General features: G+C 44.9%; 21 protein-coding genes and 1 pseudogene. All 22 read right to left on the reverse strand.

Annotated features, from left to right (window positions below):
• On the reverse strand, positions 1–978 hold a 978-nt coding region (gene spoIVA / locus AB4Z17_RS24995), incomplete at its 3' end, for a stage IV sporulation protein A (protein ID WP_441962770.1).
• A 295-nt stretch (positions 979–1,273) separates the two neighbouring features.
• Positions 1,274–2,026 carry a hypothetical protein gene (locus AB4Z17_RS25000; RefSeq protein WP_339203279.1) on the reverse strand — a complete coding sequence of 251 codons (753 nt, stop codon included), beginning with the start codon at positions 2,024–2,026 and terminating at the stop codon, positions 1,274–1,276.
• Between the two features lie 127 nt (positions 2,027–2,153).
• Positions 2,154–2,501 (reverse strand): 2Fe-2S iron-sulfur cluster-binding protein, encoded by a 348-nt coding sequence (locus tag AB4Z17_RS25005; RefSeq protein WP_441912619.1) that lies wholly within the window; start codon positions 2,499–2,501, stop codon positions 2,154–2,156.
• Positions 2,489–3,103: a nucleotidyltransferase domain-containing protein gene (locus AB4Z17_RS25010; RefSeq protein WP_441962772.1), complete on the reverse strand. Its 615-nt coding sequence runs from the start codon at positions 3,101–3,103 to the stop codon at positions 2,489–2,491. The genes AB4Z17_RS25005 and AB4Z17_RS25010 overlap by 13 nt, the downstream gene beginning before the upstream one ends.
• A 32-nt stretch (positions 3,104–3,135) precedes the next feature.
• Complete coding sequence (locus tag AB4Z17_RS25015; RefSeq protein WP_441962774.1) at positions 3,136–3,432, reverse strand: 2Fe-2S iron-sulfur cluster-binding protein; 297 nt, start codon at positions 3,430–3,432, stop codon at positions 3,136–3,138.
• 55 nt (positions 3,433–3,487) lie between these two features.
• A complete protein-coding gene (locus AB4Z17_RS25020) occupies positions 3,488–3,667 on the reverse strand; it encodes a DUF2768 family protein (RefSeq protein ID WP_076271353.1) in 180 nt (59 codons plus the stop codon).
• Between the two features lie 136 nt (positions 3,668–3,803).
• Positions 3,804–4,079, reverse strand: coding sequence for a stage VI sporulation protein F (locus tag AB4Z17_RS25025; protein WP_076271354.1), 276 nt, complete (start codon positions 4,077–4,079; stop codon positions 3,804–3,806).
• 81 nt (positions 4,080–4,160) lie between these two features.
• Positions 4,161–5,195: an NAD(P)H-dependent glycerol-3-phosphate dehydrogenase gene (locus AB4Z17_RS25030; protein WP_441962776.1), complete on the reverse strand. Its 1,035-nt coding sequence runs from the start codon at positions 5,193–5,195 to the stop codon at positions 4,161–4,163.
• A gap of 10 nt (positions 5,196–5,205) precedes the next feature.
• Positions 5,206–5,802 carry a glycerol-3-phosphate 1-O-acyltransferase PlsY gene (gene plsY, locus AB4Z17_RS25035; RefSeq protein ID WP_076271355.1) on the reverse strand — a complete coding sequence of 199 codons (597 nt, stop codon included), beginning with the start codon at positions 5,800–5,802 and terminating at the stop codon, positions 5,206–5,208.
• A 12-nt stretch (positions 5,803–5,814) separates the two neighbouring features.
• Positions 5,815–7,137: a ribosome biogenesis GTPase Der gene (gene der, locus AB4Z17_RS25040; protein WP_441912615.1), complete on the reverse strand. Its 1,323-nt coding sequence runs from the start codon at positions 7,135–7,137 to the stop codon at positions 5,815–5,817.
• 77 nt (positions 7,138–7,214) lie between these two features.
• Positions 7,215–7,394 (reverse strand): capping complex subunit for YIEGIA, encoded by a 180-nt coding sequence (locus AB4Z17_RS25045; protein WP_076271357.1) that lies wholly within the window; start codon positions 7,392–7,394, stop codon positions 7,215–7,217.
• Positions 7,387–8,304 (reverse strand): YIEGIA family protein, encoded by a 918-nt coding sequence (locus tag AB4Z17_RS25050; RefSeq protein ID WP_441912614.1) that lies wholly within the window; start codon positions 8,302–8,304, stop codon positions 7,387–7,389. Before AB4Z17_RS25050 ends, AB4Z17_RS25045 begins: the two co-directional genes overlap by 8 nt.
• Complete coding sequence (locus tag AB4Z17_RS25055; protein ID WP_441962777.1) at positions 8,304–8,948, reverse strand: YphA family membrane protein; 645 nt, start codon at positions 8,946–8,948, stop codon at positions 8,304–8,306. The genes AB4Z17_RS25050 and AB4Z17_RS25055 overlap by 1 nt, the downstream gene beginning before the upstream one ends.
• Positions 8,949–9,143: 195 nt before the next feature.
• Entirely contained in the window at positions 9,144–10,379 is a 1,236-nt protein-coding gene (rpsA, locus tag AB4Z17_RS25060) for a 30S ribosomal protein S1 (RefSeq protein WP_076271360.1), read from the reverse strand.
• An 81-nt stretch (positions 10,380–10,460) separates the two neighbouring features.
• Entirely contained in the window at positions 10,461–11,039 is a 579-nt protein-coding gene (locus AB4Z17_RS25065) for a lysophospholipid acyltransferase family protein (protein WP_339203291.1), read from the reverse strand.
• Positions 11,040–11,042: 3 nt separating this feature from the next.
• A complete protein-coding gene (gene cmk / locus AB4Z17_RS25070) occupies positions 11,043–11,711 on the reverse strand; it encodes a (d)CMP kinase (protein ID WP_441912638.1) in 669 nt (222 codons plus the stop codon).
• A 171-nt stretch (positions 11,712–11,882) separates the two neighbouring features.
• The gene (locus AB4Z17_RS25075) at positions 11,883–12,080 is read right to left on the reverse strand and encodes a hypothetical protein (RefSeq protein ID WP_076271362.1); all 198 of its coding nucleotides are present in this window, start codon (positions 12,078–12,080) and stop codon (positions 11,883–11,885) included.
• A 53-nt stretch (positions 12,081–12,133) separates the two neighbouring features.
• Complete coding sequence (locus tag AB4Z17_RS25080) at positions 12,134–12,790, reverse strand: flagellar brake protein (protein WP_441912612.1); 657 nt, start codon at positions 12,788–12,790, stop codon at positions 12,134–12,136.
• A 58-nt stretch (positions 12,791–12,848) separates the two neighbouring features.
• On the reverse strand, positions 12,849–14,201 hold the full coding sequence (ypeB, locus tag AB4Z17_RS25085; RefSeq protein ID WP_441962779.1) for a germination protein YpeB: 1,353 nt from the start codon (positions 14,199–14,201) through the stop codon (positions 12,849–12,851).
• A gap of 103 nt (positions 14,202–14,304) precedes the next feature.
• Positions 14,305–14,484 (reverse strand): hypothetical protein, encoded by a 180-nt coding sequence (locus tag AB4Z17_RS25090; RefSeq protein WP_441962780.1) that lies wholly within the window; start codon positions 14,482–14,484, stop codon positions 14,305–14,307.
• A 56-nt stretch (positions 14,485–14,540) separates the two neighbouring features.
• Positions 14,541–15,236 (reverse strand): glutamic-type intramembrane protease PrsW, encoded by a 696-nt coding sequence (gene prsW, locus AB4Z17_RS25095; RefSeq protein WP_076271365.1) that lies wholly within the window; start codon positions 15,234–15,236, stop codon positions 14,541–14,543.
• 15 nt (positions 15,237–15,251) lie between these two features.
• Positions 15,252–15,568: pseudogene (locus tag AB4Z17_RS25100) on the reverse strand (glutamate dehydrogenase); the annotation flags it as partial.

Below are 15,568 nucleotides of genomic sequence, written 5' to 3' on the forward strand. Positions count from 1 at the left end.
GACTACTTCCATCAAAATACGGTCATACAGCTCATCTGGCGCGTACAAGTCGATTTCTGCTACGCCCTGCCCCATATTCATGCCGCTTAGTCCAGCTTTGGCGATGAAGTCATATTCCATGAACTGGGTTACTACTCGGTCCACATCGCGCAGCCGGCGAATATCTTTAACCGTATCGCGTACGGAGCTCTCATAGTTGCTGCGAAGCCAGTGCCGATCGTTAAGCACCATGACCCAGCTTGGTAAATTAACATTTACCTCATGGACAGGGAATTCATAGAGTACTTCCCGCAATACCGAGATGACTTCTTCCTCACCCATCGTAGCTACGCTAAGCGTCATTACTGGAATGTCATATTTAGCTTGCAGCTCGTTTCGCAGTTGCAGCGCCTCTTCACCCTTAGGGCGAGTGGAGTTGATGATGAGGACAAATGGCTTGCCGACTTCTTTCAGTTCGTTTATGACACGCTCTTCTGCTACAACATAGGAGCTGCGCGGAATTTCTGCGATAGAGCCGTCTGTCGTAACAACAACACCGAGTGTAGAATGCTCTTGTATTACTTTACGCGTCCCGATCTCAGCCGCTTCCTGGAATGGGATCGGCTCATCGAACCAAGGAGTAGTAATCATTCGTGGACCATTTTCATCCTCATAGCCCTTCGCGCCTTCAACCGCATATCCAACACAATCGACGAGTCTCATGTTTACCTCAAGTCCATCGGTAACCCTGAGCTGCACCGCTTGATTCGGAACAAATTTAGGCTCTGTTGTCATAATCGTCTTACCTGCGGCGCTTTGAGGAAGTTCGTCCACGGCTCTCGCACGGTCTGATTCGTTCGCAATGTTCGGAAGTACAACCGTCTCCATAAACCGTTTAATAAACGTTGATTTGCCCGTCCGGACAGCCCCGACAACCCCGAGGTAAATATCCCCGCCGGTTCTTTCGGCTATGTCCTTGAAAATATCTACTTTCTCCACTGAATATCCCCTCCCAATTGATTTTTCCGGTTCGCCGCCATCCACCGGTCAATAGGGCAGGCCAGCGACGCAACTCGTACATGCTTTTTGGACTAGTAACATCTTATGTGCAAGCTTTCCGATTATGACGATTCCTTCAATGAAATCTTTTTTTGTTCCTCTGCGGGGCTTCCCTTCCAAGATTGAGTTATATGAGAAAAAAAGCAAATCTATGACCCAAACAGCCAAAAAAACCTCTCCGAGACGATAGTCAAGGAGAGGTTTGGAACTAGCTTATTGAGGAATAAGCATGAGTTTAAGGTTTTACAGCCTGCGGCTCATTATTTACAAAGTGATAGACCGGAGCTTTGACAGGGACAAAGTCTGATCCATCGACGAGCAATGTACGCAAATCAAAATCTGCCTCAAAATCATTTTTTCCACTCTTTTGTATGTATTGCATGATATCTATCCCATAATCGGAAAATACTACCCCATTCTCATCCACGATTGCTTGAATCGTTTGTCCTGAGAACACGCTTCGAATCGTTGGGGCTGTTTTGCTCATTGCTTTGTAATCGATTTGATAAAACCCTGGGTATGTTTCCTCGCCCTTTGGAAGGACACTGTTTGTTTGGATATAAGAAGTTACCCAGCTCTGAATATCATTAATTTTTTGAAATGCCAAAATATCAAGCAGCTTCACTCTAGGCTTACTCTCTTCATCAATAATAAGGTAGCTGTAATTGCCGCCTTTCTCAAAAGCAGAAGAAGGTATATCCGACATATAGCCTGTCCGATTTAGCACTCCAAAATCAATATAAAATTTCTCATACTTCGGCGTGTCTGCGGTACTGTTTTTCATGGGCAGCATGCCCGTTTCGGACTGATATTGATCAATCGCTGCCTGAACATTACGAACTGCTTCTTTGGGAGCAACTTGGTTTTGCTTCATTTGACTTTTCGGATACATACAGCCCGATAAAGCAAATAGCAAAACAATTAAAGCAGAGAATGCTGCGAACTGGCGTATGTAACGTGGCAGTCTTCCCATAAATAATCCGTTCATTTTTTTGTAACCTCCTAAAGGTTTGCGAAGCAAACCTGCTTCGTAAGGATATGCTTAGGTTTGCGAAGCAAACCCGCTTCATAAGGATAAACTTAGGTTTGCGCAGCAACCTACTTCGTCATTCATCCTACCATAGATCATCGTTTTCCTCTGCTTGCTTTGCGAGCTGTCTTGCAACTGCCGCTCGCAGCGGATCTAATGGAATTTCCACATCCACTTTCCCAGCTACCCTAGCTTGGCATGATAAACGTTCATGATTTTCGTCTAATCCAGACAGCTTGTTTCTCTCCACATCACCAATCGGCTGCAGCTGGCTTCCCGGCCTCACAGTGACCTTGCACATGAAGCAAGCAGCTTTGCCCCCGCAACGCGTGCGAATCGGTATATTAGCACGTCTGGCAGCGTCTAACAGCGTTGTGCCCGGCTTCACCTTAATGCTCTTCCCCGATGGCCAAAAAGTAACTACTCCATCCATGACAAGCCACCGGCCTTTCGATAAGACAACAGCTGATGAAGAGTACGCCTTGCCTCAGCGGTGAATGTATTGTTAGTTTCAATCGCAAGGAATGCACCTTCATGCTGAGCAGGTGCTTTTGCAATCGCTTGAACGATTAAATCAACGCGATCCATCCGATCTCGCAAGAAATTAAACCACAGCTCATGCGCAAGCGGAACGATCGCTACTGAATAATTAGCATCGTTTAACAGCACTTGCTCTGAGAAAGGCATCAGTAATTTATTAACCATCGTCTCATACTTGCAGCCTTGAGCACTCACCTCGAACCCGCCGACGAGCTCTACCTGTATTCCTTGTATTATAAAATGGCTAAGCGTTGATCGATACATATCTGTCACGCTTAATGTTGGTTGATCCTGGGCAAAAGGCTTAAGAGCATCATAAATTTCTTGTACATTCTCTTCATCACAATAAATGTCCAAATCACGCGGTTCGTTTGACAGTTCAAGTCCTCGAAGCATTAGACTGGCGCTTCCGCCAATAATCCACTGTGCCTGACTTGATTCTGTCGCTTTTTTAACGGCAGCCAGCGCTTTATGAATGCGTTCATTTTCTGACATCGCTGGCACTTCCTTCATCAGTAGCTTATGCATTAAAAATAAGGCTTGTTGGCTGCTGTGATTTTCGCATCAGCACTTTTGACGATGGCCTGGCAGCCGAGCCGGTAGCCTTCTTCAAACTCCTCCGGCTCAAGACGGTCCCACTCCTCGTCCGTAATGCCTTCAAGATGCTCCATGCCTTCTGTTACCAAGCAGCGGCACCGGGCACAGGTTCCTCTCGCGCAAGAGAAGCTCCAATCAATCTCATGCTTAAGTGCATGATCAAGCAGCGACAAGCCTTCTTCTGCTTTTACAACAGCTGTTTTGGTTCTACCCTTTAATTCAATCATTGTATGTCAAAATCTCCCTTTTGTTAGTGAACGACCGTCCCCTATGTAATAATTTCTAAATAATGGATATAAGTCCGCATACAAAGCCAATGATTAGAACAATAAATGCAATTAACGATAGAATAAATTTCACTGCGCCTTTCGTTTTCAAACGAGCAAACGTAATTAAAAGGGCCGCAATCGCCATCATCCCAATGCCGAATAGCGAAACCCACATTTTTGTCATAGCATCCATAGAAATTCCATTCTCCTAATCTATATCATAATGAATTCTCACCCATTATAACATCGCACAAAAAAAAGGACAAAAGCTGACAGAACACTTTGCCGAATAAAATATTCGGGGCGCTCCACGCTTTTGCCGCATTTTTTTATTTTTTTATCATCATTTTCATGATTGCTTCCATGTTGCTGGCGCTCATGCCGCTGGCTTTGACAGCTCTTACGATATCATTAATCGTAGATTCCGTAACCTTGACCTTAGCCACTTCCGACACTTGCTTAATCAGCTTGCGAAGCTCAGCTTCGTCAGTCATCGTCTGTGCTGTAACTCCGCTGGCAAGCTTTTTGACTGAGCTCTCGGAAATTCCTTTGCCCGTCTTTTTATTGATCGAATTGAGAATGTCCTTGGAGAAATCCCTCGCCATACTCTACACCTCCAGCATGCGCATGTGTATTGCTCCATGCATCATATGAGCCGGCAAGAAGATTGGTGTAGGCGCTGGTCCTTAGCCTAACTCTTCGATTTCATGCGTCCGCAGCCTGCCCATCAAATGCTCAACGGCAGTCCTAGGCGCTTTGTTCGCGAACAATACCTCATATAACTGAAACGTAATCGGCATCTCAACATCGTACTCTTTGGCTAAACTGTAAGCCGCACGCGTCGTACGTACACCTTCTACGACCATTCCCATCCGAGTAAGCACGTCATCTAGAGGCGTGCCATCTGCAAGCATGTAGCCAGCACGCCAATTTCGACTGTGCTTGCTTGTGCAAGTAACGACAAGATCGCCGACGCCAGCTAATCCTGCAAAAGTGAGCGGATTCGCGCCCATTGCCGTTCCAAGCCTGCTGATCTCCGCTAGGCCACGGGTTAATAAAGCAGCCTTGGCATTGTCGCCAAACTGAAGCCCATCCGTCAAGCCTGCACCTAATGCAATAATGTTTTTGATGGCTCCAGCCACTTCCACACCAACGACATCCGGATTTGTATACACTCGGAAATGCGTATTCATGAGCGCATCCTGGGCTTGCTCAGCTGCTTTCAAATCAGTTGAAGCAACAACTACTGTAGTAGGCTGCTTCAAAATAACCTCTTCAGCATGGCTTGGTCCTGATAAAACAACAAGCTGTTCCATCGGCCTGCCAAGCTCTTCCGAAATTACTGTCGTCATCCGCTTCAAAGTATCTGTCTCAAAGCCCTTTGTTGCATGAACAACAAGCGTCTTATCCGATAGAAACGGTGCCGCTTGCTTAGCAACCTCGCGCATAGCTCCAGAAGGCGCAACGAACAAAGCGAGCTCTGCATCCTGCAGTGCATCCTTTAAATCCGTAGTTGCATGGATTAGCTCAGGAAGCTGTACTCCAGGCAAAAACTTGCTATTCTCATGGCTGAGGTTAATGTTCTCCGCTTGTTCCGTACTGCGCGTCCATAGCTTTACATGATAGCCATTTCTCGCGAGTACAGAAGCAAGAGCAGTGCCCCAACTTCCAGCAACCAGCACTGCCGCATTTTTCATTGTTGATGAATCCAGCTTTGTCATGCGACGCTCACTACCCTTTCTTTGCACCTAACTTGTTTTCCGTTCCTTGAAACAGCTTTACAATATTCGACCGATGGCGTACGAATGCAAAAATACATATCAGAAGACTTGCACAAAGTAAAGGAACCGAATAATAGAACAAAGTAATAAATAATGGCGTTAAAGCAGCAAACAATAATGAGCCAAGCGATACGTATCTGGTCAAAGCAATTGTCGCAATGGCAATGGCTCCTGCACAAAGTGCAGGCACGAAAGCAAGGGTCGCAATAACACCTACAGTCGTTGCAATGCCTTTGCCTCCTTTAAAGCGGAACCAAATCGGCCAGTTATGGCCTATGATTGCGGCTAATCCGCACAAAACTGGAATCCAGTCGTTTTCACTAAGAGCGCGGCCAATAAATACAGCTGCTACCCCTTTGCCGATATCGAGTAAAAACACCAGTAAGCCCGGCCCTTTGCCGAGCACCCTGAGTGTATTCGTAGCACCAGCGTTTCCGCTGCCATGCTGACGTATATCGATACCTTTCACCCATTTGGCAATAACGATGCTAAATGAAATTGAGCCTAACAAATAGCTTAAAGCAACCGCGATTACTCCGTATAACAAGCTACTTCTCCCCTAATCTTCTTCGGACTTACGACGCGAGAATATGCGTATAGGAGTCCCTTCAAAATTAAATGCAGCACGAATTTTATTTTCCAAATAGCGCTCATACGAGAAATGCATAATTTCCGGATCATTGACAAAAACAACAATTGTCGGAGGTTTGATCGCTACTTGCGTAACATAGTTGATGCGTAGACGCTTGCCTTTGTCGGATGGCGGCGGATTAATCGCTACTGCATCCGAAATGACGTCATTAAGAAGATGAGTCTGAATGCGCATTGCATGCTGTTCAGAAACATGCTTCACAACAGGCAACAGCTTATGCAAGCGCGTTTTGGTTAATGCTGATAAATAAACGATCGGTGCATAAGACATGAACAAGAAATGATCACGAATATTTTGCGAGAAGTTTTGCATCGTCTTCTCGTCCTTTTCGATGACATCCCACTTGTTCACAACAAATATCGATGCTTTTCCTGCTTCATGAGCATAACCAGCAATATGCTTGTCCTGCTCGATGATGCCTTCTTCACCGTTAATCAGCACTAGAACAACATCTGCGCGTTCAATCGCTTTCATCGCACGCATTACGCTGTACTTCTCTGTGGACTCATACACTTTGCCGCGTTTACGCATGCCGGCTGTATCAATGAGCACATAACGCTGCCCATCACGTTCGAAAGGTGTATCAATGGCGTCGCGAGTCGTACCTGCTACATTGCTTACAATTACGCGGTCTTCGCCAAGCAGTGCATTCACTAGAGATGATTTCCCTACGTTAGGACGGCCGATTAATGCAACACGGATGACATCCTCATCGTAGCCATCATCGGTTAGATCCGGAAGCAAAGCGACAGCAGCATCAAGCAAATCACCGATACCTAGTCCATGCGAGCCGGATATTGCGATTGGTTCACCAAAGCCAAGTCCATAAAACTCATAAACTTCATCCATGCGGCCATGATTATCAACTTTATTAACTGCAAGCACAACGGGCTTGCCCGAACGGAATAGCATTTGAGCAACTTCATCATCCGCATGCGTCAAGCCTGTTTTCGCATCCGCCATAAAGATAATTACATCTGCTTCTTCAATTGCGAGTTCAGCCTGCATACGCACAGATTTCATAATTTCATCTTCGCCATCGATTTCAATACCGCCAGTATCAATAATGCTGAACGGTTTTCCATTCCATTCTCCGGTGCCATAAAGCCTGTCACGAGTGACGCCCGGTTTATCCTCAACAATTGCTAGACGGTCGCCGATGACCCGATTAAAAATCGTGGATTTCCCCACATTCGGACGACCGACAATAGCGATAACGGGTCTTGCCATGTTTGTTTTCCACTCCTTCAAAAATACTCACGCTATCCATCATAGCAAAAAAGTGCGTTCTTGGCTAACTTTTCATATTATCGGTGATTGACCAGTATGATTGTACCGTTCTTTAAATCATGCGCACTCGCATCCAAAATCTTCTCGAGCAGAAACGAGGTTTCTTCCAATTTATCTACATTTTCTGCAATAAAAATCGGCGCTCCGCCACTAACCGCATCTGCATGAATGGATACCACAGCTAAGATTTCAGCCATTTTTCTCTGCCCCTTTCTTGTTCACAGATGCTTCTGTCGGCATGCGAACAGCAGATTCCAAAATCGGCACTCGCATGATAACTGCTTTCCCTTTATCTGCATCCAACTCCTGTGGCAATATAAATACAGCCAATCGTCCATCCTTCATATCCAACTTCGCCATAGGTATTAAAGCAGGCTCTCCATCATCGCGGTATACCCCTAAAATCGTAGCCAAATCGTAAAGAATAGCTTGCCGTTGACCAAGATTGCTTAAAGTAACTTTGCCATTTGAGTTGAAGGGAGTCAAAATAAACCCCATGCCACGCGATGCAATGATTTCTTGGTTGCTCTTCAAACCTACGTTCATAATATAAACGTTATCAACAAACAAATCCGGGCCATCCACTCGAACTTTTGCGGCTTGCACCTCAGCAATATGGGAGACAGCTTTGCCTGACTTCAGCTTCTCAACGATTAAGAGCGAGATAACTCCCGCTATCATCCCTACCCATATATTTACTAATATCCCAAATAGACTTGTAAGCAATGCCGTCATAATAACTAAGTAATTTCGCCCTTCAAAAACCATGGCGATTCCTTCAATATATGTCGAACCGCGTCCTACCAGCTCCATACTGTCGATTTTCGTCAACGTTTCGCGTTCCATTTTTCGCACATCTCTAAATTGCTGAGCAGCTAATGTAAGGAAAGTAATTGCAGTGTAATCTTTGTTAAACAGCGCCGGCACAGCAACAGCTCCTAATGCCGCTGCAATTACACCTAATGATATATGGATGATTCGTCCATGAGGATAGGTTGGATACTGGCGATAATCCGTTCTAAGCATGAGCAAGCGTGAGATCAGGCCAAAGGCAATCCCAAGGAGAACACCGACCAAATATTTGTTTTCAACGAGAAAATGCTGCATTAGGATGGACGTCCTCCCTTTATATGCCAAAGTATTACGCTGAGCTTGGAAAACACAAATCGAACCGATTTTAGCAGCAAACTGCAAATCATAGCTGTAGCCAGCGCAATCCAAAAACTGTCCCACCAAGCTAAATTGCCAATATGAGCGGTGTGTGCTCCAAATTGAAGGGCAGTGTTAAACGTTTCGCCAAGTACCGCTCCCCAGACGATCATCCCAAATTGATGTTTTACATGCGAGGTAAACGCGCCGCAAAAAATTCCACAAAGCAAAGGAGCATCCCAGCTCGGTTCAATCCAATGAAAAACGGGATCAAAGCTATACATTTTGCGGATGAACCCCCATATGACAGCAATCATGATTGTGCACAATATTAAGTACCCTAGATAACTCCAATCCTCGGCTTTCTTAAATGCGAGTATACCTAACAGCAATAGAAGACAAACACTCATATGAAGCTCGACCTGAATATGGCCTTGTAACGGCTTCCACCAAAACGAAACACCCATCAGTGCGATTAACGCAATGCTAAGAAGCGACAACATACGACAGCTAATATCGGGAGCTATAAACGGCTTCCAGCCTGTCGTAATAAGGATAAACATAATAATCATAATCCAAATCGACATATATCCGGGATTCAACGTTATCTCACCTCTTGTACCCCCTATTATGCACCAAAAAAAAGGAGCTATTCCTGCGAGTTTTCGCAGAAATAGCTCCTTTTTGTAAATATAAGAAAGTAAATCATTTGCTTCTACTTATCTTACATTTCTCCGTCAAAGCTGCCTCAGCATCCAGAGGACGCTGAAGGCGTTTTTGATTGATATAAAATGATATTATTTAAGGTTTTTAAGCTTGTCGCCGAAACGCTCTGCAAGTGAGTAGCTCATGCTCTCATTGCTCAAGCTTACATTCGGGTTATCGATTTTCTCGATTTTTGGTGAACGTGGTGCACGATCAGGTCTAGCGCTAGGAGCTGGTTGCTCAGGCGCTTCTTCTGTTTCTTTGATGCTTAGGCTAACGCGTTTTTCAGCAGGGTTGAAGTCAAGAACTTTCGCTTGAACTTCTTGGCCTTCTTGAAGAACTTCGTTAGGTGTAGCAATGTGACGGTGTGCGATTTGCGAGATGTGAACAAGACCTTCAACGCCTGGAGCGATTTCAACGAAAGCGCCGAATGGAACTAGGCGGCGAACAGTACCTGTTACGATATCGCCAATTGCAAATTGACCACCTGCAGAATCCCAAGGACCTGGTTGAGCGGCTTTCAAGCTAAGGCTGATTTTTCCAGCAGCTGGATCAACTTTAAGTACTTTAACGCGTACCGCTTGACCTTCAGATACAACATCCTTCGGATGTGCAACATGCTGCCATGACAACTCGGATACGTGAACAAGGCCGTCAATGCCACCGATATCAACAAAAGCGCCGAATGGTGTAAGACGTTGAACCGTACCATCAAGTTCTTGACCTACTTCAAGCGCAGCAATAACTTGCTTTTTGCTTGATTCGAATTCAGCGTCAAGCACTTCTTTTTGAGACAAGATCACTTTGTTGTTCTCACGATCGATTTCTTTGATCTTAACGCGAAGCGTACGACCTTTGTAACCTGCGAAATCTTCAACGAAATGACGCTCAACCATCGATGCTGGAATAAATCCGCGAACGCCTACGTCAGCAACAAGGCCGCCTTTTACAACGTCAGCTACAGCAACTTCAAATACTTCGCCGCTCTCAAAACGTTTTTCAAGAACATCCCATGCTTTTTCGCCGTCAACTTGACGTTTTGAAAGCACCAGCTTTTCTTTCTCGTCGTCGATGCTTACAACTTTAAGCTCAACCTCTTGACCGATTTGAACAGCATCCGCTGCGTTTTCAATCTGCACTGCAGAAAGCTCACGAACCGGAATAACACCGTCATATTTATATCCAAGGCTTACATAAGCTTGGTTATCTTCGATTTTGACGATCGTACCTTTAACGGAATCGCCTTTTTTCAAAGACACGAAATTATCCAAAGCGTCTTGGCTTACTTCTTCCGCCACGGATTCTTGCACATTAGTTTCTTCTGACATTGAAATAACCTCCTCAGTTCTAACCACAACTTTATTTAAATCCGCAATCGCCTAGAGCGAAAGCAGCATTTAAAACATAACTTAACGATTGTTTGCAGCTAACTCGCGAATGCGAGCCATAATGGCGTCTGTTACTTGCTCAAGCATATCGGGTGATGATTCTTCAATAATTGCAGTAAGATCAATAGGCTTGCCGTAACAAACGATTATTTTGCTGAATGGTCTATATTTACCGACAATGGCAACAGGAACGACTGCTGCGCCGCTGCGAACAGCAATCATGGCTGCGCCCTTCTTGGCTGCTCCAGACTGATTGTTGCGAGAGCCCTCCGGGAAAATACCCATGACATTGCCTTCTTTCAGCAACGTGATCGCAGACTTGATAGCGTCCTTGCTCACACCGCCGCGTTTGACTGGAAACGCGCCAAACGAACGAATAAGAGGCCCAAATACGGGAACTTTAAATAATTCCTCTTTCGCCATAAAATAAACCTTGCGTTTCACCTTGACTCCAACCGTAGGCGGATCAAAGTTACTCAAATGATTCGAAGCGAGAACAACTGGTCCGTCGGCTGGAATATTTTCCGTGCCTCTAGCTTCTAATCGAAATAACACCGTGTAAATAACACGCAGGAGAAACCTAAAAATAAGATATGACATAGTTTACTTCGCCTCCGCCAATTTGGTTCGGCTTAATTTCACAATTGCATGAATGACTTCATCAATTGTCATGGCGGTGCTGTCGAGTACAATAGCATCCTCCGCACATATGAGCGGTGAGATGTCACGTTGCTCGTCCAAACGATCTCGTTCAGCGATCTCCGCTTCCAATTGGGCAAGCGAAATGGTTTGAGTGTCCACTATTTCACGGAAACGGCGAAGTGCCCGTTCCTTAACGGATGCAGTCAGAAAAATTTTCAGTTCCGCATTTGGCAGCACGTGTGAACCAATATCACGGCCATCCATTACGACGCCTTTACGCTCTGCAAGCTTACGCTGCAAGTCGCCAAGAACTTCACGTACCGTTTCATTCGCAGCAATATGAGACACTTGAAGCGTCACTTCGCGCGAGCGAATCAATGCGGTTACATTTTCACCATTCACAAATACCGACTGGCCATGTTCACCAGGTTCAAGCTCAATCTCTAATGCTTTTACTAGTTCAGCAAGTTTGGCTGACTGGTCCACCTTTACTTCTGCTCGCTGGGCGCTTAGTGTTACTGCRCGATACATAGAGCCTGTATCGATATACACATAGCCAAGCTGCTCGGCGACTTTCCGTGCAACCGTGCTCTTGCCCGCGCCTGCCGGCCCGTCAATTGCAATGTTCATACGGTCGCTGTCACCTTCGTGATGCACCACCTAAGGTCAACCCCCTTTTAGTAGAGACGGCTGGCCGAATGCATGTAAGAATGCGACGCAAACCTCTCAAGAAAAAAGCAGGCTTTGCCTGCGAACGTGAAAATTATACCACACTATATACGCAGATGCAAAAGCTGAGCGTCAGTTCATATGGGTTCCTTCCCACTGATCTACACCCGTCAGCCAATATCTAACCGTATCATTTTGCAATGCTGCTTGTGAGCATACGAGTAAAATAACGAGCGTAATGATGATTTTCTTTAATACGCTGCTTACTTCATCCGTTAGTTTAATCATTTTTTTGCGGTTTGTTTTTTTATGTAACAAATTTCGTGTCATATGAATAACCCCTTCCTCTTTCTGGGTAGTTTTCCATATTAAACGAATGTTATTCAACGATTGCGATATTCCAGCTGCTTCTCAAAGCAGTACCTGATTACCTTTTGCCGCTCTGAATCATTGATGCTCACATATTTAATCATAGCCTGCTTCCTTCCGGATTCAAGCTGGACAACTCGTACGACTTCCCCACGGAAAAAAGCATGTTCAATGGTCCCGTTCTTAAACGGAACTAGCAACCAGCACTCTAGTACTTGTTCAGGTGCGATCTGCCATTTCCCATCACAAATAAAGGAGATTCCGCCACCGCCAACATCATCGGTTTCACATACAAACCGGATGTTGCTTGACATTTTAACAGCAATCTCAAGTTCAGCAGATACGCGCAAGAAGCTGCGTCTTTGAACTTTAGTAATGCGATCCAGTTCAGGCCTGCGAATTTTTATGAGTTTAACAACGCCATCCTCTTTGAATCCAAGGACATGTGAATCGAAATAATTTTTTATGCCATCCTCTGATACAAAATAAACAGAAAGCTCATCTCCTAAAAAAAGGCGCTTGTACCTTCCTGATTTTTCGCTGATTGGAATTTCTATTAGTAAGCCGTCCTCTTGCTCATCGGCAATACGGGACTTGTATTCAATCGCTGCTTCCTCTTCGTCTGACGATGCGATCTGATAGTAAAGCATTTGGTTCACTTTTGGCAACAAATTGACTCCCCCCATTTACATGTCATTATAACACGTCGATTTGAGGGGAGCCATATCGTTATTTGTCAGAAGCTGCCTTAGAATCTGCGTGAGACATTTCCTCAATCGATTCTTCCGTGCCGGTTTCTGCATTGATATATACGCGATAAATCGAACCGTTCATTTGCCCCGTATATTCATAGCAAAGAGCCTCTTTGCCTAAATCGTTGAAGATGATCGCCAATTGCTCTGTTTCCACCTTCATCTCTGGATTTAGCGCCTTGCTTGCCTCTGCTTTTGTAATCTTTGGACTAGGAATCTTGCGAGTGTGATGTTGATACACATAATCATTAGCTTGCAAGCCTACCGTCTGCCCTTTATCAAGAGCAACCTTCAAGGTCAATTTATCAGGGTAAATAAGAACCCCGTTCTGCGTGCCTACATAAGTAAATGCACCTGTGTTTTGATATTTGTCGTAGCTAATAGCTTTCATATCCTTAAATCCGTGTTTCTTCAAGAAGGAGTCAGCCGATGCTTTTGCCTCTTCAAAAGTCACTTTCGCTTCTCCAATATCACGCGAATTCAAAAAATAGAGAAGCTGGCCGCCTTTTTCCGTAAAATCCATTTGAAGCGTACTGTCCTTGCCTTCTTTAACCGTTGCTGAGAACGAAGCATATTCAGTTCCCTTCGCATTTTCAACAACACGAATGTCAGCATTAGGAACATCAGTAAACTTAGCCGCTTCTTTTTTAATTTCTTCAGCGGTCACCATGTTTCCGCCAAGCATTTTAATCGTACGCTTCTGATACATGCTGCTAACAGAAGGGCCCCAATTGATTTCTGGATATTCACTTACCTTCTTGTCTACCGATCTAAAGCCGTCAATGATAATGTTAGGGTCACTTGCGTTTTTGGCAGCTGCGATTTCAGCGTCCATCCAGCGCAGACGGTTGTTCAGCACATCCTTCTGCATCTTTGACAAATCCTTCGATATTTCCTGTGAATTCGTATAGAGCGTCTTAAGCGTCTTGAATTCATCAGGCGAAAGCGGCTGCTTCGTCAAGTCGCGAACAGATGTCTTATATGCAAAGTTTGCAATGCGCGACAAGAAGTCTTCTGCTTCATTGAAAGGAAGCATTGATACAGGAAGCTGGTTGATCTCATTTTGCGCTTGGCTCGTTAAACGCCATACATTGACAAGCCCTTTGCGATGAAAGGCTTGTGAGGTGGAGTTAACAGCTAGCGTGTTGCCTAATTGCTGATGGAGCTGCTCAACATGGCTAGTCAAATCGTGGAACGCTCGTTGATATTGGTTTTCAGCCTTTATCAAAACTGCGTTTTTCTCTTGTTGCTCTTGATAACCCCAGTAGGCAGCGCCGATAAACAGCACTGTCATAATGGGAAATAGAATTGAACTGAGTCGACGGTACATAATACAAAAGCTCCTTTCTTGTGCAAAACCTGGTTTTAGTTTGGTTTGCCCAAGGGAGCTTTATGCATCCATCTATTTATTTGTCATTGCTGCATGTATTTCCCTAAAATACGCTATGCTCTTCAATTTCCAGATCATTTGCATTGTTGCAAATGCACTGCTTAAAGCCAGTATCAATCGAATCTTTTTCTCTTCGTCCGCGAAGCACAAATTTTTCTCCGCATAGATTGCATCTAATCGTTACCTTTATTCTTGCAGCCTCCATAAGCCCCTCCTTAGCCATTATTCGAACGCCATCATTTCAGGCATTACAATATAATGTAAGTATGGACGGATCGACTACAGTTTAATCTCATCTTCACGGACCATAAATCGAAAGGGCGACCGTGCATTCGCATGACTCATTTTGCGCAAGCCCCATATCCAAAGCACGATCATAAACGGAATAATAAAATACATCCAATTTGTGCGCAACGTAATCATGATCCAATCGTAAGTACCATGTAGAAGCACTGGCAGCAAAAGTGAAATGCCTAAGAAATAGACGGTTTTGTTTTTTGGAGCAAACTTCGCTTTCCCTAAATAATAGCCCATCATTATGCCGAACAAGGCATGGCCAGAAACGGGAAGCAGCGCCCTCACGAGAAGCGTGCCGAACGTTGCAGGCGAGTAAATGGCATACAAGACATTTTCTAAGGTTGCGAAGCCAAGCGAAATGGCTGATGCATAAACGATTCCGTCATAAGGCTCGTCAAATTCGGTATGGTTGTAAATGACATGATACAGTACGAACCATTTTACGAACTCTTCTACGCCTGCGGATTCGCCAAAGGCAAATATGAGCGAGTGATCGCCAAGCCAAAGCTGAAGTCCCCGCTGAATAACCATGATCGGTACAACGACAAGAATGCCTAGCACAAACATTCTTGCTACCATGTGGATAGGCTCCGCTTCATAACGATCTCTCAAATATAAATAAGTAAGCAGCGAAACGCCTGGCGCAACAGCCGCAGTCAAAACGGAAAACAACAGCATTCTTCCCCTACTTTCTTACACCCAGCCACGATAGCGTACAGCTTCAGCCATTTTGCGAACACCGGCCATATAAGCTGCAAGACGCATATCGACCTTACGGGTGCGGTGTATTTCATACACTTGGTTGAAGCCCCTTATCATCATAAGCTTCAGCTTATCATCCACTTCTTGTTCATCCCAATAATAGCCTTGATTATTTTGCACCCATTCAAAATAGGACACGATGACGCCACCGCTGCTCGCGAGCACATCCGGAATAAGCAAAATGCCTTTGTCCGACAGGATTCGCGTAGCTTCTAGCGTCGTTGGGCCATTCGCTGCTTCTACTACGA

This window comes from Paenibacillus sp. TAF43_2 (assembly GCF_052113545.1).
In the GTDB taxonomy this organism is placed as follows: domain Bacteria; phylum Bacillota; class Bacilli; order Paenibacillales; family Paenibacillaceae; genus Pristimantibacillus.